Source organism: Oribacterium sp. oral taxon 078 str. F0262 (assembly GCF_000160135.1).
Taxonomy (GTDB): domain Bacteria; phylum Bacillota; class Clostridia; order Lachnospirales; family Lachnospiraceae; genus Oribacterium.
In genome coordinates this window covers 169,361-184,781 of record NZ_GG729935.1, presented here as the reverse complement: position 1 = coordinate 184,781, position 15,421 = coordinate 169,361, and the positions used below count along the sequence as shown (strand labels likewise).

At 56.4% G+C, this 15,421-nt stretch carries 14 protein-coding genes; all 14 read left to right on the top strand.

Annotated features, from left to right (window positions below; all coding sequences use genetic code 11):
- Positions 1-5: 5 nt before the first annotated feature.
- The 14 genes from GCWU000341_RS08285 (at position 6) to GCWU000341_RS08220 (ending at position 15,408) form a co-directional block, all read left to right on the top strand.
- Entirely contained in the window at positions 6-1,244 is a 1,239-nt protein-coding gene (locus tag GCWU000341_RS08285; RefSeq protein WP_009215460.1) for a CpaF family protein, read from the top strand.
- 26 nt (positions 1,245-1,270) lie between these two features.
- Positions 1,271-2,128 (top strand): type II secretion system F family protein, encoded by an 858-nt coding sequence (locus GCWU000341_RS08280; RefSeq protein ID WP_009215459.1) that lies wholly within the window; start codon positions 1,271-1,273, stop codon positions 2,126-2,128.
- Positions 2,129-2,132: 4 nt separating this feature from the next.
- On the top strand, positions 2,133-2,990 hold the full coding sequence (locus GCWU000341_RS08275) for a type II secretion system F family protein (RefSeq protein WP_009215458.1): 858 nt from the start codon (positions 2,133-2,135) through the stop codon (positions 2,988-2,990).
- Between the two features lie 30 nt (positions 2,991-3,020).
- Entirely contained in the window at positions 3,021-3,236 is a 216-nt protein-coding gene (locus GCWU000341_RS08270) for a hypothetical protein (RefSeq protein WP_009215457.1), read from the top strand.
- Between the two features lie 180 nt (positions 3,237-3,416).
- Complete coding sequence (locus GCWU000341_RS12695; RefSeq protein WP_009215456.1) at positions 3,417-4,124, top strand: prepilin peptidase; 708 nt, start codon at positions 3,417-3,419, stop codon at positions 4,122-4,124.
- A 39-nt stretch (positions 4,125-4,163) separates the two neighbouring features.
- Positions 4,164-5,480: a WG repeat-containing protein gene (locus GCWU000341_RS08260; RefSeq protein ID WP_009215455.1), complete on the top strand. Its 1,317-nt coding sequence runs from the start codon at positions 4,164-4,166 to the stop codon at positions 5,478-5,480.
- A 79-nt stretch (positions 5,481-5,559) separates the two neighbouring features.
- Positions 5,560-6,420, top strand: a complete 861-nt coding sequence (locus tag GCWU000341_RS12690) for a leucine-rich repeat domain-containing protein (protein WP_009215454.1) — start codon at positions 5,560-5,562, stop codon at positions 6,418-6,420.
- A 136-nt stretch (positions 6,421-6,556) separates the two neighbouring features.
- On the top strand, positions 6,557-7,213 hold the full coding sequence (locus tag GCWU000341_RS08250) for a hypothetical protein (protein WP_155812743.1): 657 nt from the start codon (positions 6,557-6,559) through the stop codon (positions 7,211-7,213).
- Positions 7,214-7,290: 77 nt separating this feature from the next.
- Positions 7,291-9,753, top strand: a complete 2,463-nt coding sequence (locus tag GCWU000341_RS08245; protein ID WP_155812741.1) for a hypothetical protein — start codon at positions 7,291-7,293, stop codon at positions 9,751-9,753.
- 57 nt (positions 9,754-9,810) lie between these two features.
- The gene (locus GCWU000341_RS08240; protein WP_009215451.1) at positions 9,811-10,386 is read left to right on the top strand and encodes a TadE/TadG family type IV pilus assembly protein; all 576 of its coding nucleotides are present in this window, start codon (positions 9,811-9,813) and stop codon (positions 10,384-10,386) included.
- Between the two features lie 88 nt (positions 10,387-10,474).
- Positions 10,475-12,031 (top strand): DUF6382 domain-containing protein, encoded by a 1,557-nt coding sequence (locus GCWU000341_RS08235; RefSeq protein ID WP_009215450.1) that lies wholly within the window; start codon positions 10,475-10,477, stop codon positions 12,029-12,031.
- Between the two features lie 53 nt (positions 12,032-12,084).
- The gene (locus tag GCWU000341_RS08230; RefSeq protein WP_009215449.1) at positions 12,085-12,852 is read left to right on the top strand and encodes a PP2C family protein-serine/threonine phosphatase; all 768 of its coding nucleotides are present in this window, start codon (positions 12,085-12,087) and stop codon (positions 12,850-12,852) included.
- Between the two features lie 145 nt (positions 12,853-12,997).
- Positions 12,998-14,695, top strand: a complete 1,698-nt coding sequence (locus GCWU000341_RS08225; protein ID WP_040653923.1) for a serine/threonine protein kinase — start codon at positions 12,998-13,000, stop codon at positions 14,693-14,695.
- A complete protein-coding gene (locus GCWU000341_RS08220; RefSeq protein WP_009215447.1) occupies positions 14,692-15,408 on the top strand; it encodes a hypothetical protein in 717 nt (238 codons plus the stop codon). The genes GCWU000341_RS08225 and GCWU000341_RS08220 overlap by 4 nt, the downstream gene beginning before the upstream one ends.
- Positions 15,409-15,421 lie beyond the last annotated feature (13 nt).

Genomic DNA, 15,421 nt, shown 5'->3' with positions numbered 1-15,421 from the left:
AATAGATGACACATGAGCAGGAGCAGGGGCTGGTAGAGGAGATCAAGAAGCATATTTCCGGCAGCTTTATCCTGAGCCAGATCGATGACGATATCCTGGAGGATAAGATCAAGGAGGCGGTCAACGAGCGGACAGGGGGGCAGTACTGCTCCGTGGAGCAGAAGCTCTCCATCGTCCAGCAGGTCTACGGCTCGATCCGGGGCTTCGGTCTCCTGAATTCGATCCTGAATGACGACAGCATCACCGAGGTGATGATCAACGGCACAGACAATATCTTTATCGAGCAAAGCGGAAAGCTCTTCAAGCTGGATCGGAGCTTTGAGAGCCAGAAGAGGCTGGAGGACATCATCCAGAGGATCGTCGGTCTCGCGGGGCGAGAGGTAAATCAGGCAAATCCGATCTGTGATACGACGCTTCCGGACGGCTCCCGTGTCAATGTGGTGCTCCCGCCGGTCGCCCTCTGCGGCCCGACGATCACGATCCGAAAGTTCTCGAAGGAGCCGATGACCATGGAGAAGCTGATTCGCTTCGGCTCTCTCACGGAGGAGATCGCGGGGAAGCTCAGGCTCCTGGTGAAGGCCCGCTATAATATCTTTGTCTGCGGGGGCACGGGCTCGGGGAAGACGACCTTCCTGAATGCTCTGTCGAACTTCATCCCCCATGACGAGAGAGTTATTACCATCGAGGACACTGCGGAGCTGCAGATCGAGAATGTCGACAACCTCGTCCGGCTGGAGACGAGAAATGCGAACTCCACCGGAGCCGGCGAGATCTCCATGACGGACCTCATCAAGTCCTCCCTCCGTATGCGGCCGGACCGCATCGTTGTCGGAGAGGTCAGAGGAGGCGAGGCGCTGGACATGCTGCAGGCAATGAACACGGGCCACGACGGTTCGCTCTCCACGGGCCACGCAAACTCCACGAGGGATATGCTGAGCCGTCTGGAGACGATGGTGCTGCAGGGGGCGGCAAACGTCCCGCTGGAGGCGATCCGGCAGCAGATCGCATCGGCCGTGGACATCATCGTGCATCTCTCGAGGCTCCGGGACCGCTCCCGAAAGACGATGGAGATCACGGAGGTCCTGGGATATGAGAATGACGAGATCATCTTAAATCCCCTCTATGTCTTTGAGGAATCACCGGAAAGCACGGTGGCGAAGGTCAGAGGGGTTCTCAAGAGAACGGAGAACCGGATGCAGAACGATTTCAAGCTCCGGCTCGCCGGGATACGGGAGACGATCTGAGGAAGTGCCCTTTAAAGGAGGAAGACTTGTTCGGGAAAAAGCAAAAAAAGAAGAAGGAGCCGAAGTACATCATCTCGCCTCTCGGCACTCCGCTCCTGAACTATAAGGTCTACTGCATGTCCTTTTCCGAGAGGCTCAGGACCTTTCTCGCCGCGCTTTTACTCGGAGGAGGAGTGAGCCTGGTCTTCTACGGAAATCAGTTTCTGGATTCCTCGGGGAGGCCCACGGGCGCGACCGCGACGGGGAATGTCGTGATCTTCCTTGTCGTAGGCTCCATCGCCGGGATCTTCGCCCAGTCGATCCGCAGCAAGATGCTCCAGAAGAAGCGGATCACGGAGCTCTCGATACAGTTTCGAGGCTTCCTGGAGGCCCTTGCGGTGGCGCTGTCCAGCGGCATGAACATGAATGACTCCCTCCAGAGCGTCTATAAGGATCTGGTGCTGGAGTACACGAGGGACTCCTGGATCGTCAAGGAGACGGAGGAGATGATCTCCGGGATGCGGAACAATATCCCGATAGAGGATATGATCCGCTCCCTCGGGGAGAGGAGCGACAACAGGGACATCCGGAATTTCGCGACGGTCTTCAATGTGAGCTACCGCGCCGGGGGAAATATCCGGGACATTGTCCGCCGCACCGCGGACATCATCGGGGAGAAGATCGAGATCAGCGGAGAAATCGCGACGGCGATCTCCTCCAACAAGCTGCAGTTCAATGCGATGATGGTCATCCCGGTCTTTCTGATCCTGATGCTCCGGGCCATGGGGGGGAACTTCGCGAAGAGCTTCTCCACGCCGCTCGGCGTCATAGCGACGACCTTCGCGCTCGGCATATTCGTTCTGGCGTTTTTGCTGGGGCAGAAGATCATGGATATCAAGGGATGAGAGTATGCAGACAGGACTTTTGATTATCGGGAGTATCCTCTCCCTGCTCTTCATCGCTCAGCTCTTCCGGGGGCAGGGCTATGAGGCGCTGGTGGAGGGGGTAGACGAGAAAAAATATCCCCTGAAGGAGCTCTATGTGGTCGGCTTCGCCTGGAGCCACGGGCCGCCCTTTTCGCTGAGGGGCGCCATGGGAGACCGCCTGAAGAAGCAGGCGGCGCTGATCTACGGCCCCCAGTATGCGGATTACTACGCGAATCTGCAGTGGGCGATGGGGATTACACTGGTGCACCTCATCAGCGCTGTCACCTGCATCTACGCGGCCTGGCAGAACAGCGGCACGACCTTCCTGATCGGGATGTTCATCGCGCTTCTCGCGGGCGTCTACGCCGTCGAGAATATGCATAATGAACTCTCGAAGCGGACGGCGGACTGCGAGCTGGAGCTCCCGGAGGTCGTCTCCACCATGGCGATCCTGGTCAACTCCGGAATGGTGCTCCGGGACGCCTGGAGGATGATCGGGGAGAGCTCGGAGGGCGCAATCTATAAGCTCATGCGGGAGGCGGGGGAGAACATGCAAAACGGTTACTCCGACGCGGACGCGATCCTTCTTTTCGGCAGGGCGACGGATTCGCCGGAGATCATCAAGTTCACCAGCGCCCTTTTGCAGAGCATGGAGAAGGGGGGCTCGGAGCTTCCGCTCTTTCTCGCGAAGGAGTCCTCGGAGCTTTGGAGCAGCAAGAGGCAGAAGACCCTGCAGCTTGGGGAGAAGGCCTCGGCGAAGCTTCTCGCTCCCATCATGCTGGTCTTTATCGGCATCATCATTATAATCATGGCAGCGGCCTTTGCGGGCTCACTGTTCTAAATATAGAAAGAGAAGGAAGGAGGAGAAAGAATGGACAGGTTAAATGATTTGCTGCTGGCCGGAAAGATCCGGGCGGAGCATGGTCTCGATGCATTCCTTTCCGAGGAGCGCGGAGATACCAACTTCATCTCGATGCTGATTATCATCGCTATCGCCGTTTTCCTCGGCGGGCTTTTCAAAACCATGGGCCAGAGTATTCTCACCACAGTGCAGAATAAGGTCTCCCAGTTCGTCAACGGCCTGTAAAGGGAAACCCGTTGATTGCAGGGATCAACAGCTAGACGGAGCCGGTCCGGAGGGGCGGGCGCTCAGGAGAGGGCGATACAAAACGCTGCCATGATGAACTTTAGCGGGTATTGTCCTCGATAGAGTACCGTACTCCGGGCCGCTCTGCAGGAAAGCGAGACGGAAGAGAGAACAGGGGAAATGATATCATACGGGAACCTGATTTGCGGTCTGGGATGGGCGGCGCTTACGCTGCTTGCGATATTCCTGACACAGAAATATTATATTCCGATGCTTGCCCGAAGGGCGGGGAGGGAGGAGACGGCTCCCGATCTTCCGAGGATCAGAGGCGGGCGTGATTACGGGCGGATCCTGGAAGCCGCGGCTCTCATCGGGATCGCCGTGTTTTCCTTTTTCTGCGGCTGTTTCACCCGGGCGGTGGCCGTCGACCCCGCGGCATTTGCCAAGATCCTGCTTGCTTTTATGGTGCTCACGGTCTCCGCAGTGACGGATGCCCGGCTTCAGATCATACCGAATCCGTGTCCGGTCGTGATGCTCGTCGGCAAACTTCTCATCGGTATCTGCGAGCTGATTTTTCTGAAGGCCGAACCACTCGCCCTTCTTATAAACAGCTTTTCCGCGCTTTTGATCGCGCTTATTTTTCTTTTGATCATGGCGAAGCTTTCCGGGGGCGGGATCGGAATGGGGGATGTCAAGCTTTTCAGCGCACTGGGTTTTCTGTGCGGACTTGCGGCATTCTGCATTACGCTTTTGTTTTCCTTTGTCCTCTGCGCCTTGTTTTCGATCCCCGCGCTTATCATGAAGAAGAAAGGGCTGAAGGATGCGCTCCCGCTGGGGCCGTTTATCCTGATTGCCTTTGGCCTTTCCATACTCTTTTCCATGATCTAGGACGCGGCAGGACCGTATACCATGTAGAGAGGTAGCGATTTGAAGCTGAATAAAATTACAGTCACCATAGGCCTCCTGCTCCTCATCGTGATCGGCTGGAACAGGACGGTGGCGGAGCGGAACAAGACGAGAGCGGCATACGAAAACTACCTCGGGACAGCGGCGGATTATATGAAGCGCGGTCTTTACCAGAAGGCCGGGGAGGAGTATAAAAGCGCGGCGAAGCTGAAGCCGTCGGAGGAGGTCTACACCGGTCTCCTGAACGCCTGCAAGGCGGCCTATGAGGAGAATCAGAGGACCTATTCGACCTATCTGGATGCCGCGAGAGAGGCCGCGACCGCATACAGCGGGAATGCGGATTTCGCCATGCAGCTTGCGAAGCTGCTCGTCGTGAAGGAGGATTACAGCTCGGCCTGCTACTACCTGAAAAAGGCGAAGGAAAGAGGGGCCTCCGGGGAGGATTTCGAACAGCTTCTCCTGGAGATCCGCTATATCTTCGATACGGACTGGCGGAGCTATCGGAATTTTCGAAGCGCGGTGAACGGCTTCTACGAGGTCTATGATGAGGAGGGCTGGACCTACCTCTCCGACAACGGGGATGAGACAGATTTTAAGAAGCTCAGCTTCGCGGGGCCGGTGGGAGAGTCCGGAATCCGTCTGATCGGGGAGGACAATGCGCTCCGAATCTCGGACGGAAAGCATGTCACACAGGGGATCCTGGAGGGGGACGCACCCACAGAGGTCGGCGTCTACAGCGAAAAGCTCTTCCCCGCGAGGGTTGACGAGCGTGTCTCCTACTACGGAGTCATGGGCGATAAGGCTTTCGGGGACTATGAAAATGCCGGGAGCTTCACGGACGGCAAAGCGGCGGTATCGGACAGCGAGGGCTGGAGATTGATCGATACCACGGGAAAGACCGTTTCCGAGGGGAGCTATGAGGAGATCCGCTTAAACCTGGATGGGAGCTGGATCAAAAAGGGCGTCATGCTGGCAAAGCAGGACGGAAAGTATCATCTCTACAATCAGAAGGAGAAAATGATCGGCGATTTCTCGGCGGATGATGTGGATGTGATCACATCGGACGGCGTCTTTGCCTTTATGCAGGACGACAAGTGGGGCTTTGCGGACACAAAGGGGAATGTGCTCATCGCTCCGGAGTATGAGGGCGCGAAGAGCTTTTCCAATCAGATCGCGGCGGTCGCGAGTGATGGGAAGTGGGGTTTCATCGATATGGACAACAAGCTTGTGATTCGTTATCAGTTTTTGAGTGCGGACTATTTCTCCCCTTCCGGCTTATGCATGGTGGAGACCGGACAGAAGCTCTGGCAGTTCATCCGGCGGAAGGTGACGGAGTAGAGATAGAGATAAAGATAAAGAAAAAGAGAAGTGTTGTAAGAGAACAGAACGCATACGCTTTGGCGGGGAGGAAAATCCATTGAAGAGAAGAGAGAAGAGGACCTTTTTGATCGCGGCTTTGCTGCTCCTTGCACTGGGACTTGGCGCCTGCGGAGGAAAGAAGCAGGACGATGGCGGAGGAAAGGAAGACGCGAAATCCGAGCAGGCGGCGAAGAGCAGCGACTCGTATTTTGAGTGGAACGGGGACAAGATCTCAAGCCTAAGCGAGGAGGGTGCGAAGCAGAAGACGCTCACGATCCCGGCAAAGTGCAAGGGCTTCACAGACCATATCTTCCTTCTTAGGGAGAATTCCGTAGAGGAGGTCCGCTTTGAGAGCGACGAGGACATCCCGCTGGACGGCGCGTTCACGCAGTCCTCTGTGAAGAAGGTGCAGCTTCCCGCGAAGCTGACAAAGATCGGGGATGCGGATTTCCAGCACTGTGAATCGCTGGAGGAGATCGAGGTCCCCGCATCCGTGACGGAGATCGGAAAGTTCGCCTTCGCCTATGACGGCGCGCTGAAGACGGTCAAGTTCGCGGGGGAGGGTGTGCAGAAGCTCGGTGACAATGCCTTTCAGAACTGCAAGGCGCTCAAGGATATCACGTTTCCGGATACGGTGACGGAGATCGGGAAGAACTGCTTTTTGGACAATACGGCTCTCAGCACGGTGAGACTGCCGCAGGATATCAAGAAGATCGGGGGCTATGCCTTTGCGGGGAGCGGTGTGACATCCGTCTATGTTCCGGAGAAGGTCACGCTGGAGTCCATCGAGCACTCCTCCTTCGCTGCGCTGGACACGACGACAGCCTATGTCGTAGAGGGCTCCTGGTTCGATCAAAACTACGACAGCGGCATGCTGGAGGGAGTCTTCGACAAGAAAGAATATTACGACGGGAAGTAGGAGGCGGGAGGGCTTTCCGCGCTCATGCGGAGAAGGCCGCGAAAATAAGCGCGCGGAGTTGCCTTTCGCTTTGATTCGATAAATCAATTCCATGCCGGAATCAGCGGCCGGAAGAAGCATCGGGAGGGGGGATCTCATGAGACGGGAGGACGAGCGGGGAACCGTCATACTGGAATGGTCGATCGGGATAACGTTTTGTATCTTTATCCTGATGTTTTTCCTCAGCTTCAGCATTTTTCTCTATCAGAAGGTCATGGTCAAGGTCGCGGCAAATGAGGCCGCGGAAATTGTGGCGGAGACCTATAAGTTCGGAGAGCTTCCGGATCCGGAAAGTATCTCGAAGGAGGACATCACAAAGATCGGCCTCTACCGTTATCTTCTGCCGGGGAAGCTGTCCGACAGGCACAATGCGGGAGTCGCGAAGGCGACCCGCTTCTTCGATGACCGCCTGACGAAGGCGACGCTTGCGAAGGACAACGGCGGGCTTTCTGTGAAGGTGGAGCGAAAGGTCGATGATATCGGGCGCTGTCACTACGTCGTCACGGTGAGCAAGGGCTATACCTTTCTCTTCGGGAAGCTGCTCCGGGCGGCGGGGCAGAAGGAGACAGAGCTTCTGAGTGCGCAGGCGGTGACCTCGGACTTTGATGCATCCTATTATATCAATACGATCAAATTCACAAAATATGCGCTGAAAAAAGCGCAGGGGCTGTCCACTATCGTGGGAGCGGTCAATTCTCTCATAGAGCTGATCAACAGCACGTTTAAGATCGGGGGAAGCGTGTTCGGGCATTAGGGCTGAAGAGGGAGCCGCGCCCTGCATGGTTCCCGATGGAGATATCAGTTCCCCGGAGGAAGGAAGAGAGGTACAGCGTGAATATCAGAAAAACTTTCAAAGCTCTGCGCGGATTTCTACGCCGTTATGTCAACGGCGGGAAGGGGATGCTCTCCCTCTTTCTCGCCTTTACGGTCTCACCGCTTCTCATGTGCACCTTTGTCTTTGTGGAGTATGCGAGGTACCAGAGCGCAAATGAGATCATGCGGGAGCTGATGGGGAGCTCGGTCTTCTCCACGCTCGGAAACTACGACAGCTATCTGGAGGAGCGCTTCGGTCTTCTCTCCGTAGATCAGAAGACGGATATCGCTTCCACCAACAAGGGATACCTCTCGGAGAATCTGAAGTCAATGGGGCAGGGGCTGACGCTGTCCTCCTCCGATGCCTCGGGGACGCAGGCGCTCTACGATCCCGAGATCCTCTCCCAGCAGCTCTATGACTACAGTGAGCTCTCCGTTCCCGTAAATACCATCGTGGAGGGAGTCAATCTCAAGGAGCTGGTCCAGAATCTGGAGAAGGCGGAGTGGCTGGAGCCGCTGAAGAAGAATATCGATACGGCAAAGATCGCGGAGGACGCGGCAAAGGATGCCGAGAAGCTGGTTCAGGCGGTGATCGACGCCGTAAAGGATGGCGTGGACTTTAGAGAGAAGTTCAAGACCTATGACGAGAAGTACAGGAGCTTTGAGACCGCTGTCGTGGATCTTGCGGAGGCGAAGAAGGACAAGGGCGAGGAAGGCGGAGACGACGGAACGGATCTGAAGTCGAAGGAGGATGCCGCAGAGTCTGCCGCAAGGGACTACAGCAGCGCGGCCTCCGGCTTCAAAGACAGCCTGAAAAAGCTCACCGACGATATGGCCAATATCATGGGAGCACGTGGAGACCTGCAAAAGGATCTCAACAAGCTGCATGAAGATATGGAGAAAAGAAAGAGTGAGGGAAGCGACGATTCGAAGGCTGCGGGCTCCATTGCGGAGGATTCCTGTAAATGGCTTCAGGACATAGATGATCTCGTTGTAAACTTTTACTCCACGAATGTGAAGGATGATTATCAGGCTCTGTCGAACCAGGAGCAGGCGTCCTTGCGGACGCAGATGGATACGCTGAATTCCTTTAAAGCATCCGAGGTGGGAGAGGACTGGGATGCCTCAACCGTGTGGAGCAAATATGGTGAGGTGTTACCCGTAAGCTTTCCGACAGGCATCGGGTTGACCCTGACGATGCTGGAGAAAGACCTTGGTGAATTGGCGACTGCCGACTCAGAAGGGGTCCAGGATATCTTAAATATTGCAGATCTTGGAAACCGGCTTTTGCAGACCTCGGTGCTCTACGATATCTCTCTGGATTCCAAGATCAACGCATCCCTTCTGCTGCACCAGGATGTCAATGATACCAGCGCGATCTCTACGGTAGAGGGACTGACCGGGATGATCAGCTCGGCGAGAGACTTTGCGGACGGCGTCATGGGTCTCAACGTCCTGAAGGCGATCACGGGCTTCGTGACCTTTATCGGAAATGTCGTAAAGTTCTTTACCTCGGTGCTCTACTGGATCGGGACCCGTTTCGTCAACCTGGCCACGCTCATTCTGGATCTTCCGAAGTTCTATCATCACCTTCTCATGTACGGCTATGCGGCCTATGATCTTCCAAACCGCACAGTCTATAAGGATGGAAAGACCTTGACCGGCTACGGCTACTCCAAGATTTTCAATCTGGCCGGAGGCTCAGCGGATAAGCTTACGGCGGTGCTCGCCTCCGGAGGATCTCTGCTGGACTTCTCCGGCATGCACGATGAGTCGGGTTCGGATCCAATGTTCAAGGGAGCGGAGCTCGAGTACATGCTCACCGGGGCGAACTCCGAGTATGTCAGTCAGGCGGCGGCCTTCTTCGACTACTATATGTTCCGCTTTGTCGCGGATATCGTCGCGGTTTCGAAATCGGATATCCTGGAGGCGGTCTCCGCCCTGGGGCCGGTCCGTATCGCGCTGACCATCATTTTCATGATTATGGAGCCCTTCTTCGATGTCGTGATCCTCGCAAACGGAGGAAAAGAGTATCTTTTTAAGAAGACGGCCTATATGTCCGTCAAGGGGCTTCCGGCTCTGGTCAAGGATCTTGTGGATGTGTCCAGCCTCACAGATGATATGAAGGGAGATATCAAGAAGACCTTCGGTGATGCCGGGAAAAAGGGAAAGGGCTCGAAGCCCTGGATGGAGGCCGGAGGACTTGCCACAAAGGACGGCATCCTGGAGATGGACTACACCGAGCACGGGCTTCTCTTGCTCTTGATCTGTGCCCCGGAGCAGATTTATCTGAAACGTCTTCAGAATCTGATCCAGCTGGAGGCGAAGGAGAACTACAAGGGGAAGGTGGACTTCTCCCTGACCAAGGCATATACCTGTATCTCGTCGAATGCGAGCTATAAGCTGAATCCCATGGTGAAGCTGGACAGCCGCATGACGAGCGGCGTTACGGTCAAGAAGAAAAAGGATCTTTCCTACTAGCAGCGGCATGCAGGCGGGTAAGAATGCGGCCTGGGAAAGGAATCCAAGGAGGAAATCATGAGAAATCAGGGACGGCAGAGCGGTTCCGTGACGCTGGAGGCGGCGATTATCCTTCCGATCTTCTGCGCGCTTTTCATGGCGCTGAACGGGATGTTCTTCATCTTCTCCGCGCAGAACCAGATCACGCACGCTCTGGTACAGTCTGCAAACAGCATGGGGATGGATGCCTACGCCAATGAGGCCATAGAATCCTTCTTTGACGAGGGCTGGAACTTCTGGGGGAGTCTCACCGACCTTTTCATGGATCTTGGGAGAAGGGCGATGACAAACGGCTATTATACCTCCCCGGATGACTGGTATAAGGGCGGATCCGGGAGCAATGTGGCGAAGAAGCGCTTCGTCGCCTATCTCACCGGAACAGACGGTTCCTCCGGGGAGGGGGACGCGCAGGAAAAGCTGAAGAGGCTCGGTGTCGAGAACGGGCTGAGCGGGATGGACTTTTCGGTGAAGAAGGAGGATAAGGACTTCAAGATCACAGTGAAGTATAAGCTGTCATTTTGGTTCGACCCCTTTAATACGGCAAAAATCCCCATGGAGCAGACCGTAAAGGCCAGGCTTTGGGGAGTGAAATAGGGAGAACGCTTTCCTGTATCGGCGTTTTCCCAGCGGGCTAAGGGACAGGGATCCGGGCTTTCCGGAGGGGATGAGGGAGTGTAGAGGAATGAAAGAATTTAGCATTGAGAATCAGGGAGCGAACAGCTATCTTGTCTACGAGGTCGATGCGGAGGAGAAGCTGGACGCGATCAGCCTGGGGATGCTGACCGGGAACCGGATCAGAGGACTTGCTGCCACCAGCTTCATGCAGCTGGATGACAGGAAATTTATCCGCTTCAATATCACGGCGAAGATCACGGCGGACCAGTTTTTCAGCCGGCCTGTGACGAAGAAGAGCTTCCTCGGCGTCTTCTCCGGGATCGCGGACGCCCTGATCTCGGCGGAGGATTACATGCTGGATCCCCGTTCACTCATCCTGGATCTGAACGAGATCTTCACGGATGTGTCGACGGGCGAGAGCGAGCTCATCTGCCTCCCGATCGAGGACAGAAAGTCCGACAGGGATCCGAAGCAGTTTTTAAAGGAGACCATGTTCGGCGCGCAGTTCGATCCCTCTGAGGATGGAAGCTATGTGACGAAAATCCTGAATTATCTGAACGGAAATACCGCCTTCTCCCCCATGGATTTCAAGGGCCTTCTCGAGGATATCAAGAAGGAGGAGAAGCTCCAGGAAAAGGCGGAACGGAGGCAGGAGAGCGCGCTTTCCGGAGGAACGGAGGCCTCTCTCTTTCCGGAGAGCGCCGGAAGCGGAATCGGAAATGGAAGCGGGAGCGGCAGCATATCCGCAAGCTACAGCTCCTATCATCCCGCATCGGCTGCGCCGCTCTCCGCATCCCCCGCTCCCTCGGCAGAGCCCGAGGAGAGCGCAGAGGAGAGTGTGGATATCCCGGAGGACATCCCGAAGGAGGAGCGAATCTCTCTCTTCTACCTTTTGCAGCATTACAATGGGGATCGGGCCAAGCAGTACATGGCGCAGCAAAAGCAGCTGAAGGCGCGAAAGGCCGCTCTGAAGCAGGCATCTCAGCCGGCATCGGGAAAGCAGAAGCAGAAACAAAAGCAGAAATCCTTCGGCTTCTCCGTGCCCGGTCTCGGGGGCGGGGAGCAGAACAAAGCGGCAGCCCCTCAGAAGGCAAACGGCGGAGCCCCGAAGGCAGACTTCGGCTTCCAGGTTCCCGGAAGAGCGCCGGCCCCCGCCGCAGAGAGCAGGAATCCGGCCCCGCAGAAGGAGACGGCCCCGCCGCCAAAGGCGGGAGCTCCGATCGGACAGAACTCCACGCTCAATTTCGGAGAGACGACCGTCCTCGGAGGGGGAGCGGGCATCGGGGAGACGACGGTGCTCAGCCATACAGAGCGGCCGGACGCCCCAAAGTCCCCTTTTCTGATCCGTCTGAAAAATAATGAGCGCATCCCGATCAACAAGCCGGTCTTCCGCCTCGGAAAGGAAAAGAGCTTTGTGGACTACCTGATCAGCGACAACGGGGCGATCAGCCGGAGCCACGCCAACATCGTCGGGAGAAACGGGAGCTATTATGTGGTGGACAACAATTCCACAAACCACACCTTCCTGAATGGGAAGATGCTGGAGAGCAATGTGGAGACCGCCCTGGAGGACGGCTCGAGGATCCGCCTCGGGAACGAGGACTTCGAGTTTAAGCTTCTTTGAGCCTTTCGCCCCGTTCTGAGTCCGGGACGGGGGAAAGCCGGGACAGAGGAGATATGAATTATATCGCTATGGCATCCTCGGATGCCGGTATGGTTAAGGAAACGAATCAGGACAGCTATTTTGCGGAGATCAGCTCGACACCGATCGGGAAGGTGGCCTTTGCCATCGTCTGCGACGGGATGGGAGGGCTGGACAGAGGGGAGCTTGCCAGCGCATCCGTGACGGAGGCCTTCCGCCGCTGGACCAAGGAGAGGCTCCCCTCTCTTTGTGTGCAGGAGATTCCGGATCAGGAGATCCGGCAGGACTGGACGGAGATCGCGCTTTCCTATAATGAGAAGCTCCAGCGCTACGGCAGGGAGCATCAGATCCGTCTCGGCACGACGGTGACATCTCTCCTCCTCACGGAGTCCCGCTACTATATCATGAATGTGGGGGACACGAGGGCCTACGAGATCACGAACCGCATCCTCCAGATCACGAGGGATCATACCGTGATCGAGAGGGAGATCGAGATGGGAAATCTGACGCCGGAGGAGGCGGAGACGGATCCGCGCCGCAGCGTCCTTTTGCAGTGCATCGGCGCTTCGGAGGAGATCTATCCGGATTTCTTCTTCGGGAGACCGAGGCTGAATTCCGTCTACCTCCTCTGCTCCGACGGCTTCCGCCATAAGATCAGCAATGCGGAGATTCACAGGCATCTGAATGCGGATGTCTGCGCGAGCCCGGAGGAGATCAAGCGGAATATCGACCGCCTGATCGCCCTGGATATGAGGCGGATGGAACAGGACAATATCACGGCGATCGCGATCCGCACCTATTAAGCTAAAGGGGGAGATCCCGCCCCGGATTTAGCCTTTAGCATAGAAGCGGCGGAGCGGAATGAATCAGGCTGCTGTAAATTACGGCGAGGATTTTAAAGCATAAATTTTGCCCGCCCTCCGGGGCGGGGATTTTTGGGAGGAAGCCATGCTCGAGATCGGCTCTGTGATAGATGGAAAATATAAAATCCTGAGCGTGATCGGGAGAGGCGGAATGAGCGTCGTCTACATGGCGATCAATGAGAAGGCCAACAAGACCTGGGCGGTCAAGGAGGTCCGAAAGAACGCGGTCATAGACTTTGAGGCGGTGAAGAGAAGCCTGGTCGTAGAGACCAACATGCTGAAGAAGCTGCATCACCCGAACCTTCCCAGTATCGTCGATGTGATCGAGAGCAGCGATGTCTTTCTCATCGTGATGGACTATGTGGAGGGAAACTCCCTCGGACAGGCGCTCGAGGAGTACGGCGCTCTCCCGGAGGCCTATGTGATCGCCTGGGCCAGGCAGCTTTGCGATGTACTGGGCTATCTCCACACGCGGAAGCCTCCGATCATCTACCGGGATATGAAGCCGGGAAATATCATGCTGAGGCCGGACGGCAGACTTTCTCTCATCGACTTCGGGACGGCGAGGGAGTTCAAGGCAGCGAAAAATGAGGACACCACCTGCCTCGGGACGGTCGGCTACGCCGCACCGGAGCAGTTTGGAAATGTGGGTCAGACCGACGCCAGGACGGATATCTACGGCCTGGGGGCGACCCTCTACCACCTCGTCACGGGAAAGAATCCCTCCGAGCCGCCCTATGAGATGAAGCCGATCCGGGAGATCGATCCGACCTTTTCACAGGGGCTTGAGAGGATCATCCTAAAGTGCACGGAGAAGAATCCGGAGGACCGCTATCAGTCGGCGGCGGAGATGATGTATGCTCTGGACCACATCGAGGAGATTGACGACAGCTTCCGGAGGAGACAGCGCTGGAAGCTGGGCCTCTTTCTCCTCGCGGCGAGCCTTGCGGCGGGCTTTTTCGCGACGGGCTTTCTCTCCGTTTATTCTGCGGACAGACAGGCGGCGGGCCGCTACGAGGATCTCCTGATGGACGCGAGGCAGATGTCCGACCTTAGGGAGAGGGAGGCCGCCTATGTGAGGGCGATCGCGATCCCGGATATGGGAGGAAACAAGGAAGCTTATCTCGCCCTGATCGAGAGCTATAAGGAGGACGGGAACTTCACGACGGAGGAGGCAGAGGAGCTGGAGTCTCTGATCCGGAAGCACCGGAATGAGCTCTTCCTGGATCTCCCCGGCTATATCGAGGTCTGCTACGAGACCGGAAAGCTTTTCTGGTACTATTACTCCTATGGGGACGGCGGAGAGAACCGAGTGACCCGCGCAAAGAGCGCCGCCGGCTGGTTCGAGACGGTGCTGAGTCTCGCGCCGAAGGATGATCCGAAGAGAGGAATGGCGGAGGCCTATGCCACGATCGGGGCCTTTTACCGAGACATCGCGAGCAATATCGCGGAGGGAAAGGACAATGGGAGCTATGCGCCCCTCTTCCAGAGCATGGAGAGTCTGATCGACAGCGTGGCCTCCGATGAGAATGAGAGCGAGATGGTCCGCTTTGAGCTCATGAACTTCTCCGAGATGACATTGATGCAGTATGCGGATAAATTCCGGCGGGACGGGATCTCGGAGGAGAGGGCGGAAGCGCTGCTTTCGCTTCTATGGAAGCTCGGCGGGATGACGGAGGCCTCCAATGATACGACGGATGCTCTGAAAAAGGAGCTTCTGGGGCGGAAAAATGACGCGGAGGAGGCGATACGGACGGCATACGGGGCGGAGGCCGGCGCATGAATATAGAATCCTTAAATCAGTTTTCAGGGCTTTGCTTTATCCTGTCCGCGGTCTTTTTTCTCCTGGCCGTCGTATTGTTCATCGTCTTTCGCATCCCCCTGGTGATCGGCTATCTCAGTGGCCGGGCGGAGAGGAGAGCGATCGAGGCGATTCGGGAGAGGAATCAGGACACGGGAGGAGAAAGCGGCGCTCTGAACGGAGAGATCGATATGTCCCGCCTGAACCAGAAGAATCAAAAGGACTGGACGGAGAGGCTCAGGGAGCTCCGCTCTCCGGCATCGAGGCTTAGGGAGACGGCGGCATCCCTTATCGGTTCCGGAGAGATCGGAGGGAGACAGACCGGGAGCGGCTTTCCCCTTCCTCCCCTCTCCGTAGGAGAGAGCACGGGGAGAAGCGGGATAGAGGAGGGAAGCGGCTCCGCGGAGACAGAGCTTCTCTATGATCCCTCCCGCTCTTCTTCCGGGGAGACGGCCCTGCTTTCCGAATTAGCGGAGGAGCCCTCCGATTCCCGTTCTTTCCCGGAGGAGGAAAAGACAGAGCGGAAAGAGAGAGCGGAAGAAAAAGAGGAACGGGAAGAGAAGAAAGAAGAGAAACCGAAAGAGAAACCGAAAGAGGAAGAGAAACGGGAAGAAAAACAGGAAGAAAAGCGGGAAGAGAGCTATCGGGTGGATGTGGAGATGGGATCAAAGACCGCGAAGGACTTGATCCGCTGAAGGAATCTATGAA

Coding starts and splice junctions, on each gene's coding strand:
- GCWU000341_RS08225 (WP_040653923.1), top strand. CDS start 12,998: ATGCTCGAGATCGGCTCTGTGATAGATGGAAAATATAAAATCCTGAGC.
- GCWU000341_RS12695 (WP_009215456.1), top strand. CDS start 3,417: ATGATATCATACGGGAACCTGATTTGCGGTCTGGGATGGGCGGCGCTT.
- GCWU000341_RS08275 (WP_009215458.1), top strand. CDS start 2,133: ATGCAGACAGGACTTTTGATTATCGGGAGTATCCTCTCCCTGCTCTTC.
- GCWU000341_RS08230 (WP_009215449.1), top strand. CDS start 12,085: ATGAATTATATCGCTATGGCATCCTCGGATGCCGGTATGGTTAAGGAA.
- GCWU000341_RS08285 (WP_009215460.1), top strand. CDS start 6: ATGACACATGAGCAGGAGCAGGGGCTGGTAGAGGAGATCAAGAAGCAT.
- GCWU000341_RS08220 (WP_009215447.1), top strand. CDS start 14,692: ATGAATATAGAATCCTTAAATCAGTTTTCAGGGCTTTGCTTTATCCTG.
- GCWU000341_RS08250 (WP_155812743.1), top strand. CDS start 6,557: ATGAGACGGGAGGACGAGCGGGGAACCGTCATACTGGAATGGTCGATC.
- GCWU000341_RS08240 (WP_009215451.1), top strand. CDS start 9,811: ATGAGAAATCAGGGACGGCAGAGCGGTTCCGTGACGCTGGAGGCGGCG.
- GCWU000341_RS08235 (WP_009215450.1), top strand. CDS start 10,475: ATGAAAGAATTTAGCATTGAGAATCAGGGAGCGAACAGCTATCTTGTC.
- GCWU000341_RS08270 (WP_009215457.1), top strand. CDS start 3,021: ATGGACAGGTTAAATGATTTGCTGCTGGCCGGAAAGATCCGGGCGGAG.